The organism is Mageeibacillus indolicus UPII9-5, from assembly GCF_000025225.2.
In the GTDB taxonomy this organism is placed as follows: Bacteria; Bacillota; Clostridia; order Saccharofermentanales; family Fastidiosipilaceae; genus Mageeibacillus; species Mageeibacillus indolicus.
In genome coordinates this window covers 1,626,557-1,648,565 of the sequence record NC_013895.2, presented here as the reverse complement: position 1 = coordinate 1,648,565, position 22,009 = coordinate 1,626,557, and the positions used below count along the sequence as shown (strand labels likewise).

Sequence of the window (22,009 nt, the reverse complement as noted above, 5' to 3'; positions counted from 1 at the left end):
ACAGCCGTTGTACCGCCGAAAATGGAGAGAATTATGAATAAATATCTACGTAAAATTGCCGCCGTGCTCAGTTTGACTCTTGTGCTTACTTCTTTTGATTGCACAGCTTTGCGAGCTGTTAATACGGCCGAAATAAATGCGGTGAGCAAAAATTTTAATGAAATGACTCAGCAGGGCGATGCGAATAAGTCTGACCAGGCGAAACCTGCGCAACCGAATGCAGCGGAACCTAACGCAGACAAAGCTGATGGAGCGGCAAAAAATCAATCTGCAACAAAGCAGGGTGAAGGCAAGGCGGAAGCGGATAAAGCAAATACTAAGGCTCTCTCTAAGCCGCAACCAAAATATATAATTGCTGAACCGGTAAAAAAAACGGGTGCCCGGAGTAAACGCTCCATCCGCGAGTCAGGCAGCGTTTCCGATGCACGGCAAGGATTGTTAGCTGACCTCAGTGCCTATCGTGATAATCATGTACAAGTACCGCTCGGGCTAGAGCAAGCGGCAGACGGTGGTATGGATCGTGCTGCTTACGAAGATCGCTCCGAAAATGGCATGGATCGTTCAACCCCTGAGGCAGGAAGTACGACAGGCACTCCTCAGCTTGGCGGCGCCAATAAGGCTGACAAAAATAGTGCCAACAGCTCAATAAAGTTCGGTTCGGAGCCGGACGGAAAAAATGTTGGCTTGGAAAAAGGCGAAAAACCGGATCCGAAGATCACGGAACCGGAAGGCGCTTACCTCAACCGCCATCTGCCGTTGCAAGCGCGTTATTTAGGCGATCCGACCGATCCGGATACAGCTAATGAACAGGTGAAAAACGAAGCACCTCCGTCGACTTACAGCTATAAGATGCATTTTGTGCTGAGACGTGTAATACAACGCAAAGGTGAACAAGATCAATATAAGTATGTCGAGTTCCATAAGCCTTACCAAATTACCGTGGGTAAATATCCCGATAAGAAACATCCAGTAGATGGTATAAAATACAAATTGCCGATCAAAGACGGTTATAAAAATCCTGTCCCATATCATGGGGATCTGAAGATGTTCGAAGAGCAGGCCAAAAATACGGACGAAGATAAAAAACCCAAGCAGATTACCTCTAATGCAGTTGCGGAAATTGAATTCAGACATGGTAACGATGTTCAGCTCGAAGCTAGTGATAACGGCAGAAAGGGCAATATATACTACGTGAAAAAATTGGCCGAGCTTCAACCAGAGAAGAAAACAACAGCTGAAAAAGATGCCGAAGGAAAAAACCAGAAACTGCGTGAAGAAATCTTCATCTACGAGCCTAAGGAAGCTTGCCTAACTCTTGAATACGAATTTCAGTCACAAGGAGATTCAACTAAATTTGAAACATCGCCCAAGGGTGGTAGTCGGGAAGTGCCATCAAGTATTGGAGCGGATTATGCTCCGAAAGGTGACGATATGTTACCTGAAACAAAACCTGGCGATGATTTTTCGGATGACGTTAAGAATGGATTTGAACCGGCGAACAAGGACATCCACATTCTCGTTCCTGAAACAGATAAATGCGGCGATTTTAGGGTAAAACTGCGTCTGCTGCGTAAAAACTCTCAATGCATATTTGATGTTGCGGCAGATAAGGCAGAAAAAGTACCGACACGGCAATTTGCATTCGGGCAAACAATTACGCTCCCGAAAAAAGAACCTAAATATGAGGGCTACAAGTTCTTAGGCTGGGAGCCCGATTGTGATGTATACGAGTATGATGTTTCCGGAAGTCGAGTAAAGCCTGTTTTTGACCATAAAGCCAAAAGTGATAGCCGTGAGGAGATTAAAAAGAAGTTACGTGACGGCCTCAGTGACGAAGAAAAAAAGATCAACGGTAAAGTGATGGATGATGAGGCTCAAGTCAATTTTGCTCTAATGAAAGCGAGCAAGGACGACGCAAGTGCAAAAGAAAAGGGCTTGCTTAAAGAATATAAGGACACTCTTCTGGGAAATAAAGACGTCACCAATGCCATGCCGGCGAAGAAGATAACTTTCAAGGCGCACTGGGTGATGAACACTTCGGCTAAATACACCTACAGTTACTGGCTGGAAAAACCGGAAGACCCGCAAGGGGATAACTTTGCCGATAAATATGTGTATCTGTATTCGGAGCCTAGTGAGCATGATGAAGCAACTTTTACTTTGTTCACTCCTCCCAACTGGGATTCCAACCTTCCCACCTCTCGGCCCCCTTGGATGAAAAAGCTTAAGGATAAAACAGATAAAATTATATCGGATGCCAATAATGACAAGTCTAAAAAAACTAATTTTTATGAATGGGACAAATTAAAAAAAGATCTGTACAATCGAGCAAGGTTCGATGACTTCTTTGAGTACGATGAAAAGGCGACTGCGGAAGCAAACAAAGGCATGTACGTAACGGGTGATGGCCGTGCGGACTGCAAGATTATCTTCAAGCGGCGGCGCTATACGGTGGTGTTTACGACCAATCCTTATAAAGACAATCCCAGGCTTCCGTATTCATTGACTTTTAGAAGTAAGGAAAAGGACAAGCTGGGCAACCCTATACTTTTGCCTAAGGATTCGAAGGAGGGAACTGAGTATACTTTCAACACGCCTAAGGATAGCAAAGTGGATACATTGCCGGATAAAATACCGGAGCTGAATGAGGAGGAACGCAAGACCGCACCTTATCAGTTTACGGCGCGTTTCGGCCAAACGCTTTACAATGTGTGGCCTAATCCCTATGAGAACTGCACTTTTAAAGAACCAGGCAATGATGAAAATTTTGATTTTAGATTCATAGGGTGGTTACCTATTGCATCTAAGTATTCGGGATACTTTGACTCGCCCCCGTATGTTCTTTCCTACGATATGCTATATGTACAGCGAGAAAATGTTAACAAAGAGGGTGCGCATTACTATAAATGCGATCGTAAGGGCAATGTTGTTAAAGAGGAGACGGGGATAAATAACGAAAAATTACCTTCAGTTATTTCTTTTTATCCGGATACTACTACGGAAAGCAATATGAGACCGTTTATAAGTGCCCTAAAAGTTCAGGGCTTGGACGGTAAATTGTCTGCTAAAAAAACAGAAAAATTTAGAACTTTGTATCTCAGAGGTGACGTGACAAATAGCGCTAAAAATTTTCCTAAGCCGAATCTGATTGGGTTTACTGCGGTAGCTAATGTAACAGAGGCCGAGAAAAGCGTTAATGAACCCATAAGTGGGGATACATCTGAAATTCCTACAAAGTCTTTGGATATGGATAAAATTAATGATATGGTTGATTATGTTCTAGATCCTAGCGGAACTGAAGATGATGAAAAGAAATCTCTAGAGGAAGATTACGGGGAAATTTTAAATAAGGATTATCTAGAGAAAATTTGTTTGTTTTTAGTTAAAGTTAAGAGGCTAATTGACGAGATGGACCCAGACGACGATGAAATAAAGGAGGAAGATAAAAAAATTCAAGAAGAGGGTATTTTGTCGGTGATTAAAAAAAATAAAGATGGTGAATATGAGTCATCTTTTCCTACTCTTGATAATTTGGGTGATTTTGGTGATATCGCTTATTTACAGTACTACTACGCCCGCAACCGCTACCCCATCACGATAAAAAATGTCAAGAAGGACATAACCCAGAACACTTTTTATGATGACAGCCTTCTCCATGCCTTGTATTCAAAGGATGCCAAGACTGGAAAAGAAAAACCGCTAGTCGATGATGAAAAAGATCGCCCGGACAACGACGACAAAATACAGCCAGGCTGGGTGTTCGACGGCTACACTTTTGATGAGCAAAACAAACTCCGCATTGATCAACCCGGCTACACCATGCCCGACAACCCGATTACCGTCTTTGCCAAATGGATGGATCCTCAAGTCTACGACTTGACGATTGACTTACAAGGCGGCCATTTTGATAAGTTGCCAGAACAAAGTGAGTTGACCGATTATCCATTCAATGATACTTTCTACAAGGCCGAAGCCAACCAAATTAGAGTGAATACCAAAGATGGTGAGAAGGCTGTCCCGGTTGACAAACTGAAGGATTGCGATCCGTATAGTGTAGATAACATAACCTACCGCATCAAATCCGGCAAAAACGTCCTCCCGTTTACCGAAGTCCCAACTAAGCCTGGCTACCTATTCCTCGGTTGGGAGGCGGTTCGCTATGAGCTTAACGACAAAAAAGAAATACAAAGGAAGGACGGCAAGCCGATAGAAGATAAGTCATATTGGGATAACTACAAAGCGCATGAATTTTTCTCTTTCAACAACCCGATGGCTGAACCTATGGGCATCCGCGCCATGTGGCTTCCTATAAACTATGTCCCAGTGTATTTTGAGCACCACTTCTTTGACAAGGACAATAACGAAATCGGTAGCCCGATAAATGTTTCAGAAGCGGATTTGCTCAAGTACATTAAGTCAAAAGATGTCAAGGCTTTCCCGCAAGGATTGAAAGGTGTTGTCGAGATTAATAGCAACGGTCAACCGGGATCTAACATGGCGGCTATGGCTGTCTACGAAGGCAAAGACTGGGTTTTGCTCAACTCAGAGGAATTGGCTACAGTCTATGAAAAGAATTATGGTGGAGATCTTCCACCCGAAATTACCAATAAATTTATTCAGAACAAATTTGTCTTGGATAGGGAGGACGGTAATCATAACCTCTTGACACCGAGCCCCAACATCTTTAAGTTCTACTATCACACGTTCGCGCGGCGTGTCTACTACAAGACTTACAATTGCGTCGATGACAGCGGTGAAGGCAGCAGTGGCACTGACCCAAGATACCAGATTATGCGTGAACCTGAAAAGGAAAAAAATGACAACTTCGACTATGATGTCATCAATTACAAACCGATTCACGGCTATAAGTTGTACAAATCCGACCCGAATGATCAGGAAGCTATGCAACAGGTAGCTAGGTTTAAGGACGTTGATGGCCATTTGGTGATCAATGATGATAAAGAAGACGGCAATAATTTCAAATTTAAGTACAAGGATTACCGGGTGTTGGTGCGCAATTCTGAAAATGCTAAAACGCCTAACGGCTACCACCGTGTTATCTTTGAGTTGGACAAAAATATGAAATTTGTGACCAACTATGAGGGTGCGTTTAACGGCATTACCAAAGGCAGTAAGCTAAAAGATATTGTTGATGGGCAGGGTAAAAACAAAACCATTTCCGATCTTCTCGGTATGGGGGATGAGTTGGATTATCGCGCGATAGATGCTGATAAAGTATGCAATCGTCGCTACATTGTCGATGTGGCCGACGGCGTTGATGATGCCAATATTCCATTGCCGCCCATCCATCCGGTTCGTTATCTGCCGGTGTCCTTGCTTTGGATCGATCAAAAAGGCCTTAATTTCTATAGCCACAAGCTGTATGAAAGCACTCCCGGTGAAATCGAGGAGGAAGACTTGGAAAAGACTTTGGATGAGGCAGTACCGCCGCAACCGGAGCCGGAAAGAAAGCTTTCATTCTCGAACGAATATAAAGTTAATGTTGAACTCACGCCGAAGAATAAAGGCACAGAACCGACAAAGAAGCTTACCCTGATGCCTAAAAATTTAAATGACAAAGGCGACTATAAGGATCAGCCGCGCTGGGTAAAGATTGAGGACATTCCGGCCAGCCAGGATCTTATTTGCCAGCGGGTCAGCGGCAGTCCGCGTAAGGATGCGAATGGCGCTTTGCCGGAACCGAAAGCACTCACAGATGGAACTTTGGCGAGAAATGAAAATGCAGATAATGCAAAATTAGAAGAAGATGCCGTGAAATGTTTGCACGATAAAGATTGCCCCGATCGTGCAAGTAATGCCGAGGGTCACAAAGGCGAGGGTAGATGGAATGTTGAAGAACCTGCAATGAATAAGCTGGAACTGACCGACTTTGCGGATTTGCAGGTAATTTGTGAAGAGAAGGTAACGCCTGAAGAACCAACACCGGCAGATCAACAGGGCAAAGTGCCGGATTGGCAAAAAAAGCCATACAAAAATAAGACAATTAAAGCTTTTGCTAAGGGCTCTGACGAAGCCACCGGTACACAACCAGGTCAGTGTGGACAGCCGGCACCGGGCGGACAGCTGACTCCGGGTACACAGCCTACACCGGGTGTACAGCCGACTCCGGGTACCCAACCTGCTCCCGGTACACAACCAGACCAAGGCACTGCCCCGGCTGCTGGGCAACCAGACTCTTGCAAGCAGTGCGACTTGGATAGTAACAGTTCAAAATTTGAAGATGACAAACTGCCACCCCGTATTTGGACCAAGGCCTTCCTGGATAAACTGAAAGAAATTGACGGCCAACCCCACGATATCTTCGAATGGTCTGCTTCTGAAGAAGGCGCACAAGAACAAACCGACGGAGTGGAGAAGGGCATTTTCGTCGAACACAAGGTTTTAGTCAATAATAAAGAAAGCACACGACTCTTCGAGGTCGAGCTGTTTGGCAGCACCGAAACTGAACTCTTCGTGGTCAACAGTGAAGTGCCGACCATTGATGTAGAAGTGCAGAAGTATTGGTATGGTAAGTACGGTCAGCCGCTCGATTTCAACACCCTGTCCGTAGGCTCGGCGGCCAATCCAAAGCCGTTGACGATGGAAATGCGCTTCATGGATCCGCGGATTTTGCTGAAACCCCAGACGGTAGATCTGACTGCTGCCAACAAATGGCACGATTGGATAAGAAATGTTCGTCTGAAATTCCGGCGCACCAGCCCACGCACCTATGATTACGAGTTGCACGAAGTCGGCGATTCCGGCGGAACGCTCAGCTATGGCGGCAAGAAATTTGACGCAATCTATATCGGGCGCTGCCTCGATGGCTTCAAGGTGATCAACCGCGAACAGACCTATGGCTTCCCACCGGTTGTAGCGATTTGCGACTGTGCCAGAATGGGCATGAACAAGGCTTATACGGCGGCCAACAGAGCCTATACGGCCGTAAGCGAAGCGGCCGGCAAAGCCGGCAACTACATTAAACGCCAAGTCGGGAAATTGTTTGGCGGAAACGGTAGGCAGACTGAAACGAATGGACAGGGCGGCTGCTCGTCCTGCCATTTGGATTGAGGCGCGATAAGAGGATGACACGTATGGGAAAGACAATAAAAATACTAGCCGGAGCTTTGACGATGACCATGCTGGCCACGAGCGGGGTGACAGCGTTGGAATACACATCATTCAGCCGCGAGGAAGCGAAACTGGTAGATCAGCTTTTTGAGGAACAGAACCGCGGCAAGGCGGCTGAGGCAAACGGCGCGAATGGCGGAGCGAAAGCTGCAGCTGACCAAAACGGCATGATTGAGCCGAACGTAATATATAAGTCATTTGCTACGCCGGAGTTTTACCGGACGCTTAAAAGATACGATCAAGCGCAAAAATCGGTCGCCCAGGACGCGGACGTGGTCGGTGCGCTCGGCACGGCAAGATGTGTAGCCCAATTTCGTTTGGACGAACTGAATCGCCAAATCTGCGCCACGCGTAAATTGATGGAATTGGCGGAAGGGATCAAACGCATCGACACCTACCGTTATAAACGTTCGCGTAAGACTAGCAATCCCAACAAACCGTACCAATTCTACCGCAATGATTTTCCGGTGATTACAGATGCTGTGCGCAGTGCAGCGAGAATATACGCGCTCGACAAAGATGCCCAAGCTCTGGACAAATTGATCAAGACGAATGCTGAGTTGGCTAGCAAAAACCTGAACGAAAAGCCGAAGTACGAGGCTTTAGGTATCGAATACATGGATCGAGTGACCGGGCGCGAGTTGAAAGACAACGTTTTGGCGATTCGCACCCTGATCGACAAAAAGATCATGACCCCGTTATATCGTGGTCTGGTCGAGAAACTGATGCTCTTTTACGGTAACAAACAAATCGCGGATCACACGGTGGGCGAATTGACCCGGCAAGCCAAGGTCGAGGCGGCCAAGATCCACCTGTTGGAGGCCTTTGCCAAGCAGAAGAAGTTCAGCCTGCGTTCTTGTCCGTTATGCGATTACGGTGCCAAAGTAACGCCTTTAGGAGTCGGGGCAGCGGAATTGGCGGAGAAGATCAAGCAAAAAGATCCGAACAAGGATGATGTGCCGAACACGGCGGCTGCAGTTGCTGCAGCTCCGGCCAAGCGTTTCGCTAACTGAGTGCGGTGACCTATTCTCGTCTGCTAATTGTTGGCAACTACCGCGGCTGGGTCAAATTACAGTTAAAGCTGCGGTGGCTGGCCGATGGCAGTAGATTAATCGGAGTTGACGAAGTTACGCAACTGATGAGTGCCATACAAAATATGTAAGCAAGTGAAAAATCCCTGCCGGTCTTGTTCCGGCGAGGGATTTTCCTTTATGGATAACTTGATAGCGGCTAGCGCGTGCGCGTTATTCCGCCGCGTCAATGGTGTGACTTCGGCTCGGCTCAGCGTGGGCGCATTATTTCGCTGCGTTAGTGCGACTGGATCAGCGCGTGCGCCTTATCTCGCCGCGTCAGAGCGGCTCAGCGTGAATCTTGAGCAACAACCGAACCAAGATAAATAAATGCAAATCATTGAAACCATAAACAAACATTTTATTACAGAAAGAATTACGAATCAAGAAAAAAAGTTAAATAAAAGTTTGCAATAACTAATTAACTGCGGTAAACTAGGTATGAAAAATTTCGCTGTTCTATTCTAATGTTTATAATTATAATTCACATTTAGAGTTTGGAGACGGCGTTTAGGGAGGCGTTATATGCGCAATAAAACAGGTTTAGCGATGCTGCTTGCCGTGTTACTGGTTATGCTTTTGCCATTAAGCTCAATAGTTGAAGCCAAAACCGCAAAGAAAAAGTACGCTAACTTTCAGGAAGTGGCCATCGACATGGAAACTTGTTTTCAGCGGGCGATCAAGTCCATTGAAGACGGTGACTCGAAGGCAGCTTACAAAGCAATGAACGATGCTTATTTTGGCCATTACGAAATACAAGGTTTTGAAAAATACGTAATGGTAAACATTTCAGCGAAGCGGGTAAGCAAAATTGAAGGAATGTTCCGCGATATTAAACATTCCATTCTCGGCAACATCAAAAAAGATAACAAAGAAATCATAAATAACATTAAGACTCTCTCCATGTGCGTCTGTCGAGATGCCTTGATTTTGGACGGCGTTGTTGGCGAAGACGCGCCGGAAGAAGAGGGCTTGAAAGTTCTCAAAGGCACTACCGTAACGGCTGATGCAGGCAAGGTCAAGCTTAAGTCATTCTTCGCGTCATTCGGCTTGCTGATTCGTGAAGGCCTTGAAGCGATCTTGGTTTGCATGGCCATAATCACCTATTTGATCAAGTCGGGCAACAAACAACTTTGCAAAGGTGTTTACCTCGGCATGTTGGCCGGCGTCGTCGGCAGCGGAATCTTGGCTGTATTGATCGATATTGCTTTACAAGGTGTCGGCCAGGAATTGATGGAAGGCTGGACGATGTTCTTGGCAGTGGCGGTTCTGTTCTACGTCAGCCACTGGATGTTGCATCAATCGGAAGAACACGCATGGAATGAATATATCAACAAAGCGGTGCAGAAATCAATTGATAAGCGTAATCAGTACGTTTTGATCGGTTCGGCGTTCTTGGCTGTTATCCGTGAAGGTGCTGAGTTGATCCTCTTCTACAAAGCCACATTATCCGGCGGCACAAGCAACGGAACATATGCGTTTTTTGGCTTTGTGGCTTGCGCAGTGGTTTTGGCTGCGATATACTTTATCATGCGCTATACGACGGTTCGTCTGCCGTTGCGCCCATTTTTCCTGTTCACCAGTATTTTGTTGTTCCTGATGTGCTTCACTTTCATCGGCAAGGGTGTGCAGGAACTCACCGAAGCCGGATTCATCTCCGGTGCGACCACACTGCCGTTTATGAAGGGCTTTAACATACCGGATCTCGGTTTCTACGATCGTGCTGAAACGATGCTGCCGCAGATGATGATTGTTATTGCTTCGTTGTGGCTGATTATCGGTAACCATGTAAACCGCAAAAGAACTATCCGTGAGGCCAAAGCGAATGCGTCGGCTGCCGTAGCAGCGGCAAATGATCACGCTGAAACGCCGGTGACTACCGCCGAAACAGTCGAAACAACTTCAGCTGAAACGGCGACTAAAGCCTAAAAACTGCGGTCGGAGGCTGGCGTTACTGCCATTGGCCTGTGACATAATTACGTGTACAATAAGTCATACTTCCGGTATGACCTGTCGAACAAAGTAGTAAAGAACCAATACAAGCTGTCAATAGTCGCAAGACTTTTGAATAAAAATTTAGGAGGATTAAGATGAACAAGAAATTTCTGAGTATTGTTTTAGCCGGTGCTATGGCTATGGCTATGGTTGCATGTAATAACTCGGAGAAACCTGCCGAGAGCAAAGCTGCTGAAAGCAAAATGGCAGAAGAGAGCAAGATGGAGAAAGAGTCCAAGCCGGAAGAAACCAAGGCTGCTGCTGAAAGCAAAAAGGACGAAAAGGCTCCGGATGCCAAAGCTGACGATAAAAAAGATGACAAAGCTGTTCCGGGTAGCTCAGGCTTTAACGAAATCCCGATCGGTGAAGCTACCGATTCCGGCCCGTTCCACATTGAAGCTGTTTATTTCCAAGCTGTTGATATGATCCCTGAGAACAAACAACCTTCAGCGGAAGAATCCGATATGCACTTGGAAGCTGATATCCACCTGAAGCCTGAAGCCGGTAAAGCATTTGGTTTCGGTGATGGCGAAGACATCTGGCCGGCTTACTTGACCGTTAACTACAAAGTTATGTCAGAAGATGGCAAGAAAGAAATTACTTCCGGTACTTTCATGCCGATGAATGCTGATGACGGTGCTCACTATGGTATCAACGTCAAAAAGGGTGTTATTCCTGTAGGCAAGTACAAACTGGTTCTGGAAATCAAAGCTTCTGATGACTATCTGCTCCATGTCGACAGCGAGACCGGTGTTCCGATCGCTCAAAAAGAGGGCAAAGAAGCCGCTGCTAAGTACTATGAGAAACAGACAGTTACTTTGGACTGGAATTATGACGGTAGCCAATTAGCTTCTAAGTAATTAGACAGTATTGCAGTTGACGAGGTCGACTACTGTGTAGTCGGCCTTTTCTGCATTATTTGTTCCTGAGAGGGGGACACAGTGTTAAGTTTTTTAATATATGTATTAGGAATGCTGTTGTTGTTTGCCGGAATTTTCGGCTTAACTATGGCTTATATTCGGCGAATTGAAGAGAATAACTTCCTGAAATATATTTTGGGTGTTTGCACCGGTATCGGTTTCCTAGCAGGAACAGCGATATATGTGGCAAAGAGGCTGCAACCGAAAAAGTTATTGCGTGCGTTGACCGCACTTAACCGGCAAGTTATCGTTGCGGCCTGGATGATTGCTAGTGTCGCGCTGATAATATTTATTGTGTTTTTGCTGCTACGAGCCTTCAGTTCGGCCGGCAAGACAGAAAATGGAAGTTTGCTAAGTTCCAAACCCGGGGCGGCAGGTTGCCGGGTGGGAAATGTTCTTTTATATGTAGCGTTGATATGTTTTTCACTGTCTTTAATTCCGTTGATGGCGCATATTTTGCCTCAACTCTATTTGAAGACGGGTGAATTTGTCGCTTTTAACGAAGAATCGGTGAGCACTGGTACTTTGTTCCGTTTCGGCGGCTATGCACTTGGCTGGCTGCTGGCATTTTTGACTTGCCTGAGTATATATCAAGCTTTCAGGCGATTAAACACCGATTCAATGTTGTTTGTGGGCGGCCTGTTCTATGTTTTACTTATCTTGGACTTGGCGATGCGCGGTATCAGCAGCGGTGCCAGACTCGGTATTTTGCCGCGGCGCAATAGCTTCGTTTTTGAGGTGATGATTTTTGAGGACAAGAGCATGCCTTATTTTGCCGTAGGTTATTTACTGATAGCCTTGATCGCGGCGATTATTGTTTATCTGTTGCATCGTAGTTTAAAAGGGGAGTTTCAAACTTCCGCCATGCGGCGTAAAGCGGCTTGGTGGCAAAGAAATTGCCGCCGTTGGGCCAAGAGTCTCGCCGTATTTATGTTGTTGAGTTGTCTGATGCTTACCGTGGTAAATGACTATATTACACGCCCGGTCGAGTTGGCCCCGGCCGAAGCCTATCAAGAAGAAAACGGTCGGATTATAATTCCGCTGTCGGCTGTGGAGGACGGCCATCTGCACCGCTTTGCGTATATGTACGAAAAACACAATATTCGTTTTATTGTCGTGCGCAAACCGGGCAGCAACGCTTACGGTGTCGGTCTTGATGCCTGTGAGATTTGCGGCATAGCCGGTTATTTTGAACGCGGTAATACGGTTGTCTGCAAACGCTGTGACGTTGTAATGAATAAAGCAACCATCGGATTCAAGGGCGGCTGTAACCCGGTACCCTTCCCGTATGAAGTCAAGGACGGTCGCATAATAATAAATAAATCCGATTTGGAAAAGGAAGCTAATCGTTTCCCGGTAGGAGCATAATATGTTTTGGAGAATGGTCGGCGGTACACTTTTCCGCCAAAAAAAGAAAATGGCAATGATTGCCTTCACGGTGGCGCTGGGAATATCTCTGGCGACAGCTTTGATGAACGTCATGCTAGGCGTGGGGGATAAAATAAATCAAGAACTTAAAGTTTACGGTGCCAATATCACGGTCGTGCCGAAGGATGCGTCATTGTTAGATGACTTGTACGGCATTCAAGACGGTGTTGGCGTTACAGATAAATATCTGTTTGAAGAAGATGCCCCCAAAATAAAGCAAATATTCTGGGGTTACAATATTGTTGATTTCGCTCCTTATCTCAAAGCCGGAGCGAAAATTGATGGCACAGAAGAAACTGTGCGAATGATTGGAACTTGGTACACCAAAAAACTAAGCTTGCCGACCGGCGAAAAACTGGAGGCCGGTGTGCGCAATTTAAAAACTTGGTGGCGGATAGACGGCGAATGGCTCAAAGATGAGGATGAAAACGGTGCTTTAGTCGGGTACTTGCTGGCGCAAGAACATAATTGGCAAATCGGCAGCAGGATCACGCTGACGAACGGCAGCCGTCACTCGGAATTTGTCATCCGCGGCTTGTTGAATGCCGGTGGCGATGAAGATAAGCAAATATTTGTTAATTTGCCTGCCTGTCAGGCTTTGGCCGGTTTAGCCGGAAAAATTTCCGGTATCGACGTATCAGCATTGACTACGCCGGACAACGATTTGGCGAAAAAAGCTTCCCGCAATCCGGATTCTCTTACCCCTACCGAATATGAAACATGGTATTGCACCGCTTATACCGGCTCGATTTGTTACCAGATTCAGGAAGTGGTACGTGACGGTGTCGCCAAAGCCATTCGTCAGGTCGCTGAATCGGAGGGTGCGATTTTGAACAAAACCAAACTGCTGATGTTGCTGATAACCATCTTAAGCTCAATCGGCTCGGCCCTGGGTATCAGCAATCTGGTCACCGCTTCAGTTATGGAGCGTGGGCAAGAGATCGGCCTGATCAAAGCGATCGGTGGGCGCGATATACGAATCATTCTATTGATTTTAACGGAAATCATGTTGACCGGCTTGTTCGGCGGGGCGATCGGCTACGGCATCGGGCTTGGCTTTGCTCAGATCATCGGTTTGACCGTTTTCGGTTCGACGATACCGCTGGCGGTAATGGTTATCCCGATTGACATCGTTTTGCTTATAGCGGTTATTTTGGTCGGCAGCATTCCGTCGATAAGATATCTGTTGAGATTAAAACCTACAGAAGTTTTGCACGGGAGGTAAAATCAGATGCGCAATAAATCGATGTTTTTTAAAATGGTATTGAGTTCTTTGCTGCGTCGCCGTTCCCGTATGGTGGTAGCCTTGCTGGCCGTGGCCATAGGTTCGACGATTATGTCCGGTATGATCACGATTTACTATGATATTCCGCGGCAGCTGGGCAAAGAGTTCCGTTCTTACGGAGCCAACTTTATGGTTCTTTCATCTACCGACAAAAAAATAACTGAAAAGCAGTTTGATGCTTTAGGCAAAGCACTGCCGGCGAAAAAAGTGGTCGGCCTAGCGCCTTACCGCTATGAAACGACAAAAATTAATCAGCATCCCTACATTTTGGCTGGAACTTATATGGAAGAGGCGAAGAAAAACAGTCCGTTCTGGTACATAGAGGGCGAATGGGCCACCAATTCAGATAAACAGGATGTCATGATCGGTAAGGAAGTGGCCAAAACATTAGACCTTAATTTGGGCGACACGTTCAAGGTCGAGGGCGTTAAATACGGCCGTGAGGTAGTGGCTTCCAAGGTAAGCGATTCGGCGGAAGCTAGCAAAAAAAAGGACGCGGCGGAAGATTATTACAGCAAAAAATTTCGAGTCAAAGGCATTATTACAACCGGCGGAGCGGAAGAAAGTTTTATCTTTCTGAACATCGACGTGCTGGACAAAATGCTGGAGGACGAAATGCGGTTAGACGGTGTCGAATGTAGTATTGAGGGGAATGCGATGGAACTTGACAAGACGGCAGCCGATTTGGCCAAGCGTGTTCCCGGTATTGTCGGTCGACCGGTGCGGCGAGTTACGCAGTCGCAAGACATAGTGCTCGGGAAACTGCAAGTTTTGGTATTGCTTGTTGATTTGGTCGTTTTACTGCTGACGATAATTTCCGTCCTAACCACGATGATTGCAGTGGTCACGGAGCGGCGCAAGGAGATTGGCCTGAAGAAGGCTTTGGGTGCATCTGACCGCAGTATTATTACAGAGTTCATGGGCGAAGGCGCCGGCTTAGGAATTTTGGGCGGCGTTTTGGGTGTGATTTTAGGCTTCTTCTTTGCCCAACAGGTCAGCTTGAGCGTTTTCGGGCGCACGATTGAATTTTCTTGGTGGATTATTCCGGTCACCCTGGGAATTTCAGTGATCATTACTATCGTGGCCAGTATTTGGCCGGTTAAACAAGCGACTAAGATTGATCCAGCGTTGGTTTTGCGTGGAGAATGATCTCGGCAAGTTTTTAGGCGAATCATTGATGTAAGTATGAGACGTAAATTTGAGATGTAAGTATGAAGTGAGGAGAAAAAATATGTCCGAAGAACGTTTAGCGAATAATGCGGCGGCAATTGAGCGTCTGCCGGGGGACACCGATCCGCGTCCGGTAATTTTGTCGATTAGAGGTATTTCGAAAATATATGAAAGCGTAAATGCTTTGCAAAATATCAACCTGGATGTGCATAAGGGAGAATGGGTTTCGATCATGGGCTCATCCGGCTCGGGTAAAACGACAATGATGAACATTATCGGTTGTATGGATAAACCGTCCGCCGGTTCTGTCTATTTGGATGGGCAGGATATCACCAAAAAGAATCAACATGAACTGACGACGATTCGGCGCGAGAAGATCGGCCTTGTTTTTCAGCAGTTCCATCTGATCCAGTATTTGACCGCGGTAGAAAATGTAATGGTGGCGCAATATTACCATAGTATGCCGGATGAAAAGGAGGCTTTGGCGGCCTTGGCTAAGGTCGGGCTGGAGAAGCGGGCCAAGCACTTGCCTAATCAGCTTTCCGGTGGTGAGCAGCAAAGAGTGTGCATAGCGCGGGCGTTGATTAACAATCCGGAAATCATTCTGGCCGATGAGCCTACAGGAAACCTTGATGAGGCAAATGAGAACATCGTTATCGGTATTATGCGTGAGCTACATAAGGAAGGTGCGACAATTATTGTAGTTACCCACGATCCTGAAGTCGGTGAGGAAGCGGAGCGCAAAGTGGTGCTGGATTACGGCAAAATTAAGGAGATCGTTACTTTGAAGCATTAATTTAGTTCCGAGATGCGGCGGGGCTACACCCATAGCGGAATTGCCGGCCGTCAGGGCTCTCGCGCTTTGCTTATGGGCAGGCCCCCTGAGCTTTGCCCCATGAACTAGCCCCACACCGTGGCCGTCGGTAGTTAGTAGGTGGCAGGTATTTGGCAGGTGGTAGGCGGCAGTGCGCAGGCAGGTTGCAGTTGCAAGTGGTAGGCAGGTGGTAGCTGCAAGAGGGTATTGAACCGGCTGCCGCGGGACGGTGCGATGGTCGGCAGTTTTCGCCCGATTTGTTGAATAACGGTTGAAAAGAGAATGCGTAACAATTATAATCATATCGGTTAAGTTAACTATATCTAACGTAAACACGTTCCGTAATGCTAAGACAAACGCGAGCGTGAAAATTTAGAGCAAGAGGTGGCTGATGAAAAAATTATTAACATTAGCAGTTGCGGCGGTCATAGGAATAACGGCGATGAGCCTGACGGCTTGCAGCGACAAAAAAGACTTCCAAAAGATGAAGTTGAAAGACGGAACATACACCGGAACCTACACATCCGAAGACGGAATGAAGGCAACCACTGAAGTTAAAATAACGATCAAAGACGGCAAAATAACCGCTGCCGAACGGGTCGAAAAAGATGCCAAGGGTGAAGTCAAAGATGAAAACTATGGCAAGGAAGCCGGCGATACCAACTTTGCGATAGCTCAGAAATCAGTAAAAGGCGCATCAACTTATGCCCCCAAACTGGTCGAAGTACAGGACCCCGACCTGGTCGATTCTGTTTCCGGAGCAACTGTATCCTACAAATCGTTCAAAGCGGCGGTTTGGGATGCTCTGAGCAAAGCGGAATAAGGCGATAAACTATTGCCGCACCTGCATAAATTTATGATGAAAATAAAGCACTGATGGGGGAGACATAGTGCTTCTCGCTTGCGAGAAAATTTTAAATTGAGGAGGTGCTGTTATGCACAAGGAAAAATGTTTAAAATCTATTAGTCTGATTCAAGTGATTATGGGAATCATCGTAGCGGCGATGTCCTTCGTTTTGGTACCGGTTTGCGGACCGATGCCCAACGGTAAGTACATGTCTTGTCACTATACCGGGATTTTGATTACCGTAGCCGGTGTGGTTTTAATTGTTCTCGCCTTGATTAATTATCTGGTGAAAAACGGCGCTTTGAATAAGGTTCTGGCCATTGTCCAAATCGTTGTCGCCGCACTGAGTTATATGATCCCGAGCAAGATTATTCCGGTCGCGATCGGAGTTGGCATGAACGGCAAAACCAGATACATCGGTCTCTGCATGAAACCGATGCAGTGCTGGAACAGTTTCCACGCTTCCAGCGTTTGCCTACTGATTGTCGTGATTTTGGCTTTGATTTATTTAGCTGTGCATTTTGTAATGAAAAAGGACTGATATATCTTCGGTAACAACCGATAGAGCATGACCGGAGGTCGCCGGGGCAAATCAACCGGCGACCGTCCTATGTCCGGTTAAGCGACAAAAAGGATAAGGATTTAATAATGAAAAAGAAGTTTAGCTTTCAAAAGATTGCTAAAGCCAATATACAGAGTAAACCGTTGCGCAGTTTCTTTTTGCTGCTGATGGTGTTTATTTTCAGCTTGGCGGTGTTGACAGGATCGTTGTTCATCAATGCCTTGTCGGACGGGGTGACCAAAGTTTCTAATCGAATGGGTGCGGACATAATGATCGTGCCGTCCGGCTACAAAACGAACGTGGAAGATGTTTTACTTAAAGGCGAACCTTCCACGTTTTATTTACCGGCCGATACGCTTGAAATTTTGCGTGACAAGCCCGGCATTTCAAAGATGACTCCGCAACTGTACATTGCTACGTTGTCCGCCTCGTGCTGCTCTTACCCTTTGCAGATCATCGGGATTGATACCAAAACCGACTTTCTGGTCCAACCATGGTTGAAAGAAACTCTGCCTCGCGAAATGAAAGACGGTGAGGCTTTGGTCGGACATAATATTGTCGGGGAAGCGGGTGAAAAGATCCGATTCTTCGGGCGTGAATTAAAAATCGCGGGGCATTTGAGCAAAACCGGTATGGGCTTTGACGGCACGGTATTTGTTAATATGAATACCGCTAAAGAGCTTGTTTTGGCGAGCGAAAGCAAAGGCGTCCAAAAAGCGGTTGATAACAGCCAGGTCAGCGTAGTTATGGTCAAAGTCAAATCGGGACTAGATCCGATCAAGGTGGCCGGCTATATTTCAAAAAATTTCAGCAACCGAGGTATTTTTGCGATGGCGAGCAAAAGTTTCGTCAATGACTTGGCCGACAAGTTGAACATGTTGGCCGGGTTCATTAAATTTTCGCTGGGTATCTTATGGTTGATGTCGATAATAATTTTGGCAATGAGCTTTACCACGATGATCAATGAACGGAAACGCGAGCTTAGTGCTTTACGTATTTTGGGGGCAACCGGCCAACAGTTGCGCCGCATCGTTTTGCTCGAAGCATGGCAGCTAAGCCGTGTGGGCAGTCTGGTTGGAACTTTGGTCGGCTTGGCGGTTACCGTGATTATGTTCCCTTTGATGGCCGATAAGTGGTCGATTCCCTTACCCGTCCCGACGTGGCAGACATATGTGGCTTACGGTATATTTACTTTAATCATCGGTATGCTGGTTGGACCGCTGGCTTCTTTACCGGCGGCGTGGCGAGTTAGCAAACGTGATGCTTATACGAGTATGCGGGAGACGGATTAATGTTACAAATAACTAATTTAACCAAAAAATATCACCGCGGCGAGCATGAGGTTTGCGCGGTGGATAACTTGAATTTACACGTTAAGCAGGGGGAATTTGTTCACATAATCGGGCATTCCGGCAGTGGTAAATCAACCCTGCTGAGCTTAACGGCCGGTTTGTTGACCCCTGACAGTGGGGAAATACGTATCGCCGGCGAGGCCTTTTCTTCGTTACCGGCTGAGAAACGGGCGGTTTTCCGCAACCGGCACATCGGGGTAGTCCCTCAAATGCCGACTCTGCTGGCTTCTCTTAATATTTTTGATAATGTGGCTTTGCCTTGGTACTTGGCCAAACGTGATGGCGATGTTTCCGGCCGGGTTTACTATTTATTGGAAGAACTGGGGATCAGAAATCTGGCTGAGTCAATGCCGCATACCCTTTCCGGTGGTGAGATTCGGCGCGCCTTGATTGCACGGGCGTTGATGATGGAGCCGGAACTTCTTTTGGCCGACGAGCCTACGTCTGATTTGGACCCGGAACGGACGACGGAAGTTATGCAGCTTTTCCAGCAGATTAACAAAAACGGCACAACTTTGTTGGTGGTTACGCATGAGCTTGATACGCTCAGCTACGGTGACCGGGTGCTGGAATTGGCGGGCGGTAAGTTTAAAGAATAATTCAGAGGTTACATACAATGTTTAATGTTAAACGGACCCTCAGTCTTGGTTTGGCTGTCGGCCTTATCATGGCTGTAGCGGCCGGCTGTGGCGGTAACGAAGCAAAGCTGTCCGAGGCGGAACGGGCGTTGCTGAAAGACAACGACAAGAGTCAGACGACGGCAAGCGTTCGGACGGATTTGCGCTTAGCGATCCAAACTGCTCCGCGTACTTTGCAACCTGAAATGCCGCATGATCTCAGCGAAAAAGCCGTGCTGGATCAGCTTTACGAAGGCTTGGTCAATTGGCGCAACAACCGGATTCGCCTGCAGCAGGCGGAAACAATTGAACCGGCGGAGGACGGCAAAGTTTGGCATGTCAAGCTGCGCCCTGATTTGAAATGGTCGGACGGCAGCAAATTGACAGCGGATGATTACCGCCGTAGCTGGCTCAAACATCTGACTACCGCCGGAGCCGAGGCCTACCGCGGCTTTGTGATTGAAAAGGCGGCAGAGTATAGTCGTGGCGAAGTAGCCGCTGAAGCAGTCGGCTTGCAGGCGGCCGGCGATATTCTGACCATAACTTTGACTCAACCCCAAACCAATTTCCCGGCTTGGCTGACGCAAGATTTCTTTTTCCCGACGAAAGAAGGGGCGGATGGCAAGCCGTTATACAACGGCGCGTATGTTCTGGAAGGCCAGGAAAAGGATGCGCTTACGCTGAAGGCCAACCCCGCATATTGGGATTTTGCTAATGTTTGGCTGAAAAATGTGCATATCGCGGTTATTCCGGATGAGGTTCAGGCCTATGAGGCTTATCACGCCGGCAATATTGATTTTATCGGAGATCCGTTTTACACCATCGGCAAAGATCGGCGTCAGGCCGCTTTAAGCAGTCCCGAAAAGCTGAGTTTCTCGGTTGCCCGGCTTGGTTATGTTAAACTAAACAATTTCACGCACAAGCTATTTGCAACTGAAAACAAACGACAGGCATTATATGATTTAACGGATGCTCCGTTCCAAGCCGATGTCATTTTGAAGGATGGATCAACCCCGTGGCCGCAGCGGAAGACGCCGACTCAAGCGATGCGTACCGAAATAGCGGCGCAGTTGACGGGTGATTTGTCAAAGCAGGAGCTTGAGGATCTGAAGGAAGAGTTTACGGTCGGTTTGGGTGGACCTACGATTTTGGAAAATCGGCTTTTGGTGGGTGTGAGCAAGGACTGGCTGAATGCTGTTAAAATTAAATTCCGTCTGATTCGGGTTCCGGATTCCGCCAAAGTGCCGGATTTTGAGTATACAACCGAGTTGGCACCGAATGGCGATATTGACGGTCTGCTGCGTTTGTGGGATTTGCGTGGCTGCCTAAAGCTTGACTCGACCGCAAAGGCGGCGGTTTGGGCGGATGGTGACCAAAAAGCGGCGCAGGCGGCAACTTTGGAAACTGTTTGGCAGCATTTGGCCGGAAAAAGTGGAATACTGCCGCTCACTACCCGCAATGCATTGGTCTTGGCCAGGCCGCATCTGGTTGGGGTAAGTGTCGATACGACAGGCAAAATGTTGCTCAGTGATTTGCAGTGGCGAGCAGCCGTGCCGCGCTAGTCTTTTCGTGTTAGGCTCTTCCATAGCGCATAAAAATGAACTCATAAAAATAAGGTCGACGATATGTCGGCCTTATTTTATCGGGGTACGGTTCTGTACCCTGTACTCTGCACTCTGTACTCTGCACTCTGTACCGATGCTGGCCCCGGCGTCTTTTAGGAGCTGGCCTAGAGCTTGTAGCAAGTACTTTGGAGCTTATACCAAGTACTTCGGATTAAACCATGTATTTCTTAATCTCAGCCGGAAGTGTTTCCGGTTCAGCGCTGAGCATGACCGTAGCATTGAACTTTTTGTCTTTGACAAAACTGTCGAGCTTGTCTAAGAAACCGGCCAAACTTTCCAGACATTCGGAACGAGCTACTTTGTAAATGCTGTCAATGTATAATTCATCCAAATCGAAATCTTTGGCACTGATGCCGGCAATAAATCCCAATAATTCTTGATAGCCGGTTACGGGATAATCTTCGATGTTCACCAGACGAACGGTATATTTGACATTTTTATCCAAGCGCTGCCCCGGTTCAATACACACAACATTTTTGCCTAGGGCGGTAAGTTGATTGAGTTCATCAACTAATCTCTTGGTCTTGCCGCTTCCTTTTAGTCCGACGATTAGTTTTACCATACGCTACTCTCCTTTGTTTAAATTGAGGTGTTCAGCTTTTGTTCATTATAACAAAAAAAAGTGTCTGCCGCTATGATTTTTGCTGCAAGAGCACGTAGGTTTTCTTGCTGTGGTTACTTAAAAGAGAAAATAGTAATGAAAAAATGGTCATTTACATGTTAAATAGGTCAGCGTGGTCTTTGTATTTAAGGTCTAGCGTTTCCCTAGCACAGAGTTTGTCAAGGACTTCTTTGAGTAAATAGATGTCAAGACCTCGCTTTTTGATGCGCTTGTAGTCCTTACGGAACTTGGATGTCGTTTGGATTTGAAGCATATAACCTAGTCCTCTGTATTGAGTGCTTTAAGAATCTCATCTGTGGTTTTATAGGATTTGGCTTGAATCTTACCGGACATGATGTCACGTGCTTCTTGCATTGCTGCCAGTGTTTCAGCATTAAATCTTGGTTGCTTGATTGTGAAAGGGAAACCACCTTCCATAATGGATGTACGCAAGAAAATATTGATGGCATCTGTTACAGAGATACCAAAGCTACCAAAAAGATCTTCAGCGTTTTGTTTAACTTCGGGTTCAATACGGACATTGATGTTTGCAGTTTTAGCCATAGTTTTATACCTCCTACTGGCTATATTG

General features: G+C 46.7%; 16 protein-coding genes. 13 read left to right on the top strand and 3 right to left on the bottom strand.

Going from position 1 to position 22,009, the window contains the following annotated elements:
• Positions 1-33 precede the first annotated feature (33 nt).
• From HMPREF0868_RS07065 to HMPREF0868_RS07005, 13 genes are all read left to right on the top strand, one after another.
• Complete coding sequence (locus HMPREF0868_RS07065; RefSeq protein WP_012994048.1) at positions 34-7,071, top strand: InlB B-repeat-containing protein; 7,038 nt, start codon at positions 34-36, stop codon at positions 7,069-7,071.
• 23 nt (positions 7,072-7,094) lie between these two features.
• Positions 7,095-8,144, top strand: coding sequence for a hypothetical protein (locus HMPREF0868_RS07060; RefSeq protein WP_012994047.1), 1,050 nt, complete (start codon positions 7,095-7,097; stop codon positions 8,142-8,144).
• Between the two features lie 582 nt (positions 8,145-8,726).
• Positions 8,727-10,130, top strand: a complete 1,404-nt coding sequence (locus HMPREF0868_RS07055; RefSeq protein WP_012994046.1) for an FTR1 family iron permease — start codon at positions 8,727-8,729, stop codon at positions 10,128-10,130.
• Positions 10,131-10,291: 161 nt separating this feature from the next.
• Positions 10,292-11,056 carry an iron transporter gene (locus HMPREF0868_RS07050; RefSeq protein WP_012994045.1) on the top strand — a complete coding sequence of 255 codons (765 nt, stop codon included), beginning with the start codon at positions 10,292-10,294 and terminating at the stop codon, positions 11,054-11,056.
• Positions 11,057-11,137: 81 nt separating this feature from the next.
• A complete protein-coding gene (locus HMPREF0868_RS07045) occupies positions 11,138-12,484 on the top strand; it encodes a Fe-S-containing protein (protein WP_012994044.1) in 1,347 nt (448 codons plus the stop codon).
• Between the two features lies 1 nt (position 12,485).
• Positions 12,486-13,769: an ABC transporter permease gene (locus tag HMPREF0868_RS07040; RefSeq protein WP_012994043.1), complete on the top strand. Its 1,284-nt coding sequence runs from the start codon at positions 12,486-12,488 to the stop codon at positions 13,767-13,769.
• 6 nt (positions 13,770-13,775) lie between these two features.
• Positions 13,776-14,978 carry an ABC transporter permease gene (locus HMPREF0868_RS07035; RefSeq protein WP_012994042.1) on the top strand — a complete coding sequence of 401 codons (1,203 nt, stop codon included), beginning with the start codon at positions 13,776-13,778 and terminating at the stop codon, positions 14,976-14,978.
• A gap of 82 nt (positions 14,979-15,060) precedes the next feature.
• Entirely contained in the window at positions 15,061-15,795 is a 735-nt protein-coding gene (locus HMPREF0868_RS07030) for an ABC transporter ATP-binding protein (protein WP_012994041.1), read from the top strand.
• A gap of 409 nt (positions 15,796-16,204) precedes the next feature.
• On the top strand, positions 16,205-16,636 hold the full coding sequence (locus tag HMPREF0868_RS07025; protein ID WP_012994040.1) for an FMN-binding protein: 432 nt from the start codon (positions 16,205-16,207) through the stop codon (positions 16,634-16,636).
• A gap of 112 nt (positions 16,637-16,748) precedes the next feature.
• Positions 16,749-17,201, top strand: a complete 453-nt coding sequence (locus HMPREF0868_RS07020; protein ID WP_012994039.1) for a DUF4418 family protein — start codon at positions 16,749-16,751, stop codon at positions 17,199-17,201.
• A gap of 107 nt (positions 17,202-17,308) precedes the next feature.
• Positions 17,309-18,514 carry an ABC transporter permease gene (locus HMPREF0868_RS07015; RefSeq protein WP_012994038.1) on the top strand — a complete coding sequence of 402 codons (1,206 nt, stop codon included), beginning with the start codon at positions 17,309-17,311 and terminating at the stop codon, positions 18,512-18,514.
• Positions 18,514-19,173, top strand: coding sequence for an ABC transporter ATP-binding protein (locus HMPREF0868_RS07010; RefSeq protein ID WP_012994037.1), 660 nt, complete (start codon positions 18,514-18,516; stop codon positions 19,171-19,173). Before HMPREF0868_RS07015 ends, HMPREF0868_RS07010 begins: the two co-directional genes overlap by 1 nt.
• Before the next feature lie 17 nt (positions 19,174-19,190).
• Positions 19,191-20,753 carry a peptide ABC transporter substrate-binding protein gene (locus HMPREF0868_RS07005; protein WP_012994036.1) on the top strand — a complete coding sequence of 521 codons (1,563 nt, stop codon included), beginning with the start codon at positions 19,191-19,193 and terminating at the stop codon, positions 20,751-20,753.
• 214 nt (positions 20,754-20,967) lie between these two features.
• Here the strand turns inward: HMPREF0868_RS07005 and HMPREF0868_RS07000 are convergent, their stop codons facing one another.
• From HMPREF0868_RS07000 to HMPREF0868_RS06990, 3 genes are all read right to left on the bottom strand, one after another.
• Positions 20,968-21,378, bottom strand: a complete 411-nt coding sequence (locus HMPREF0868_RS07000) for a hypothetical protein (protein WP_012994035.1) — start codon at positions 21,376-21,378, stop codon at positions 20,968-20,970.
• A 151-nt stretch (positions 21,379-21,529) separates the two neighbouring features.
• Positions 21,530-21,691 (bottom strand): type II toxin-antitoxin system RelE/ParE family toxin, encoded by a 162-nt coding sequence (locus HMPREF0868_RS08810; RefSeq protein ID WP_081470284.1) that lies wholly within the window; start codon positions 21,689-21,691, stop codon positions 21,530-21,532.
• Positions 21,692-21,696: 5 nt separating this feature from the next.
• On the bottom strand, positions 21,697-21,981 hold the full coding sequence (locus HMPREF0868_RS06990) for a type II toxin-antitoxin system RelB/DinJ family antitoxin (protein WP_012994034.1): 285 nt from the start codon (positions 21,979-21,981) through the stop codon (positions 21,697-21,699).
• Positions 21,982-22,009 lie beyond the last annotated feature (28 nt).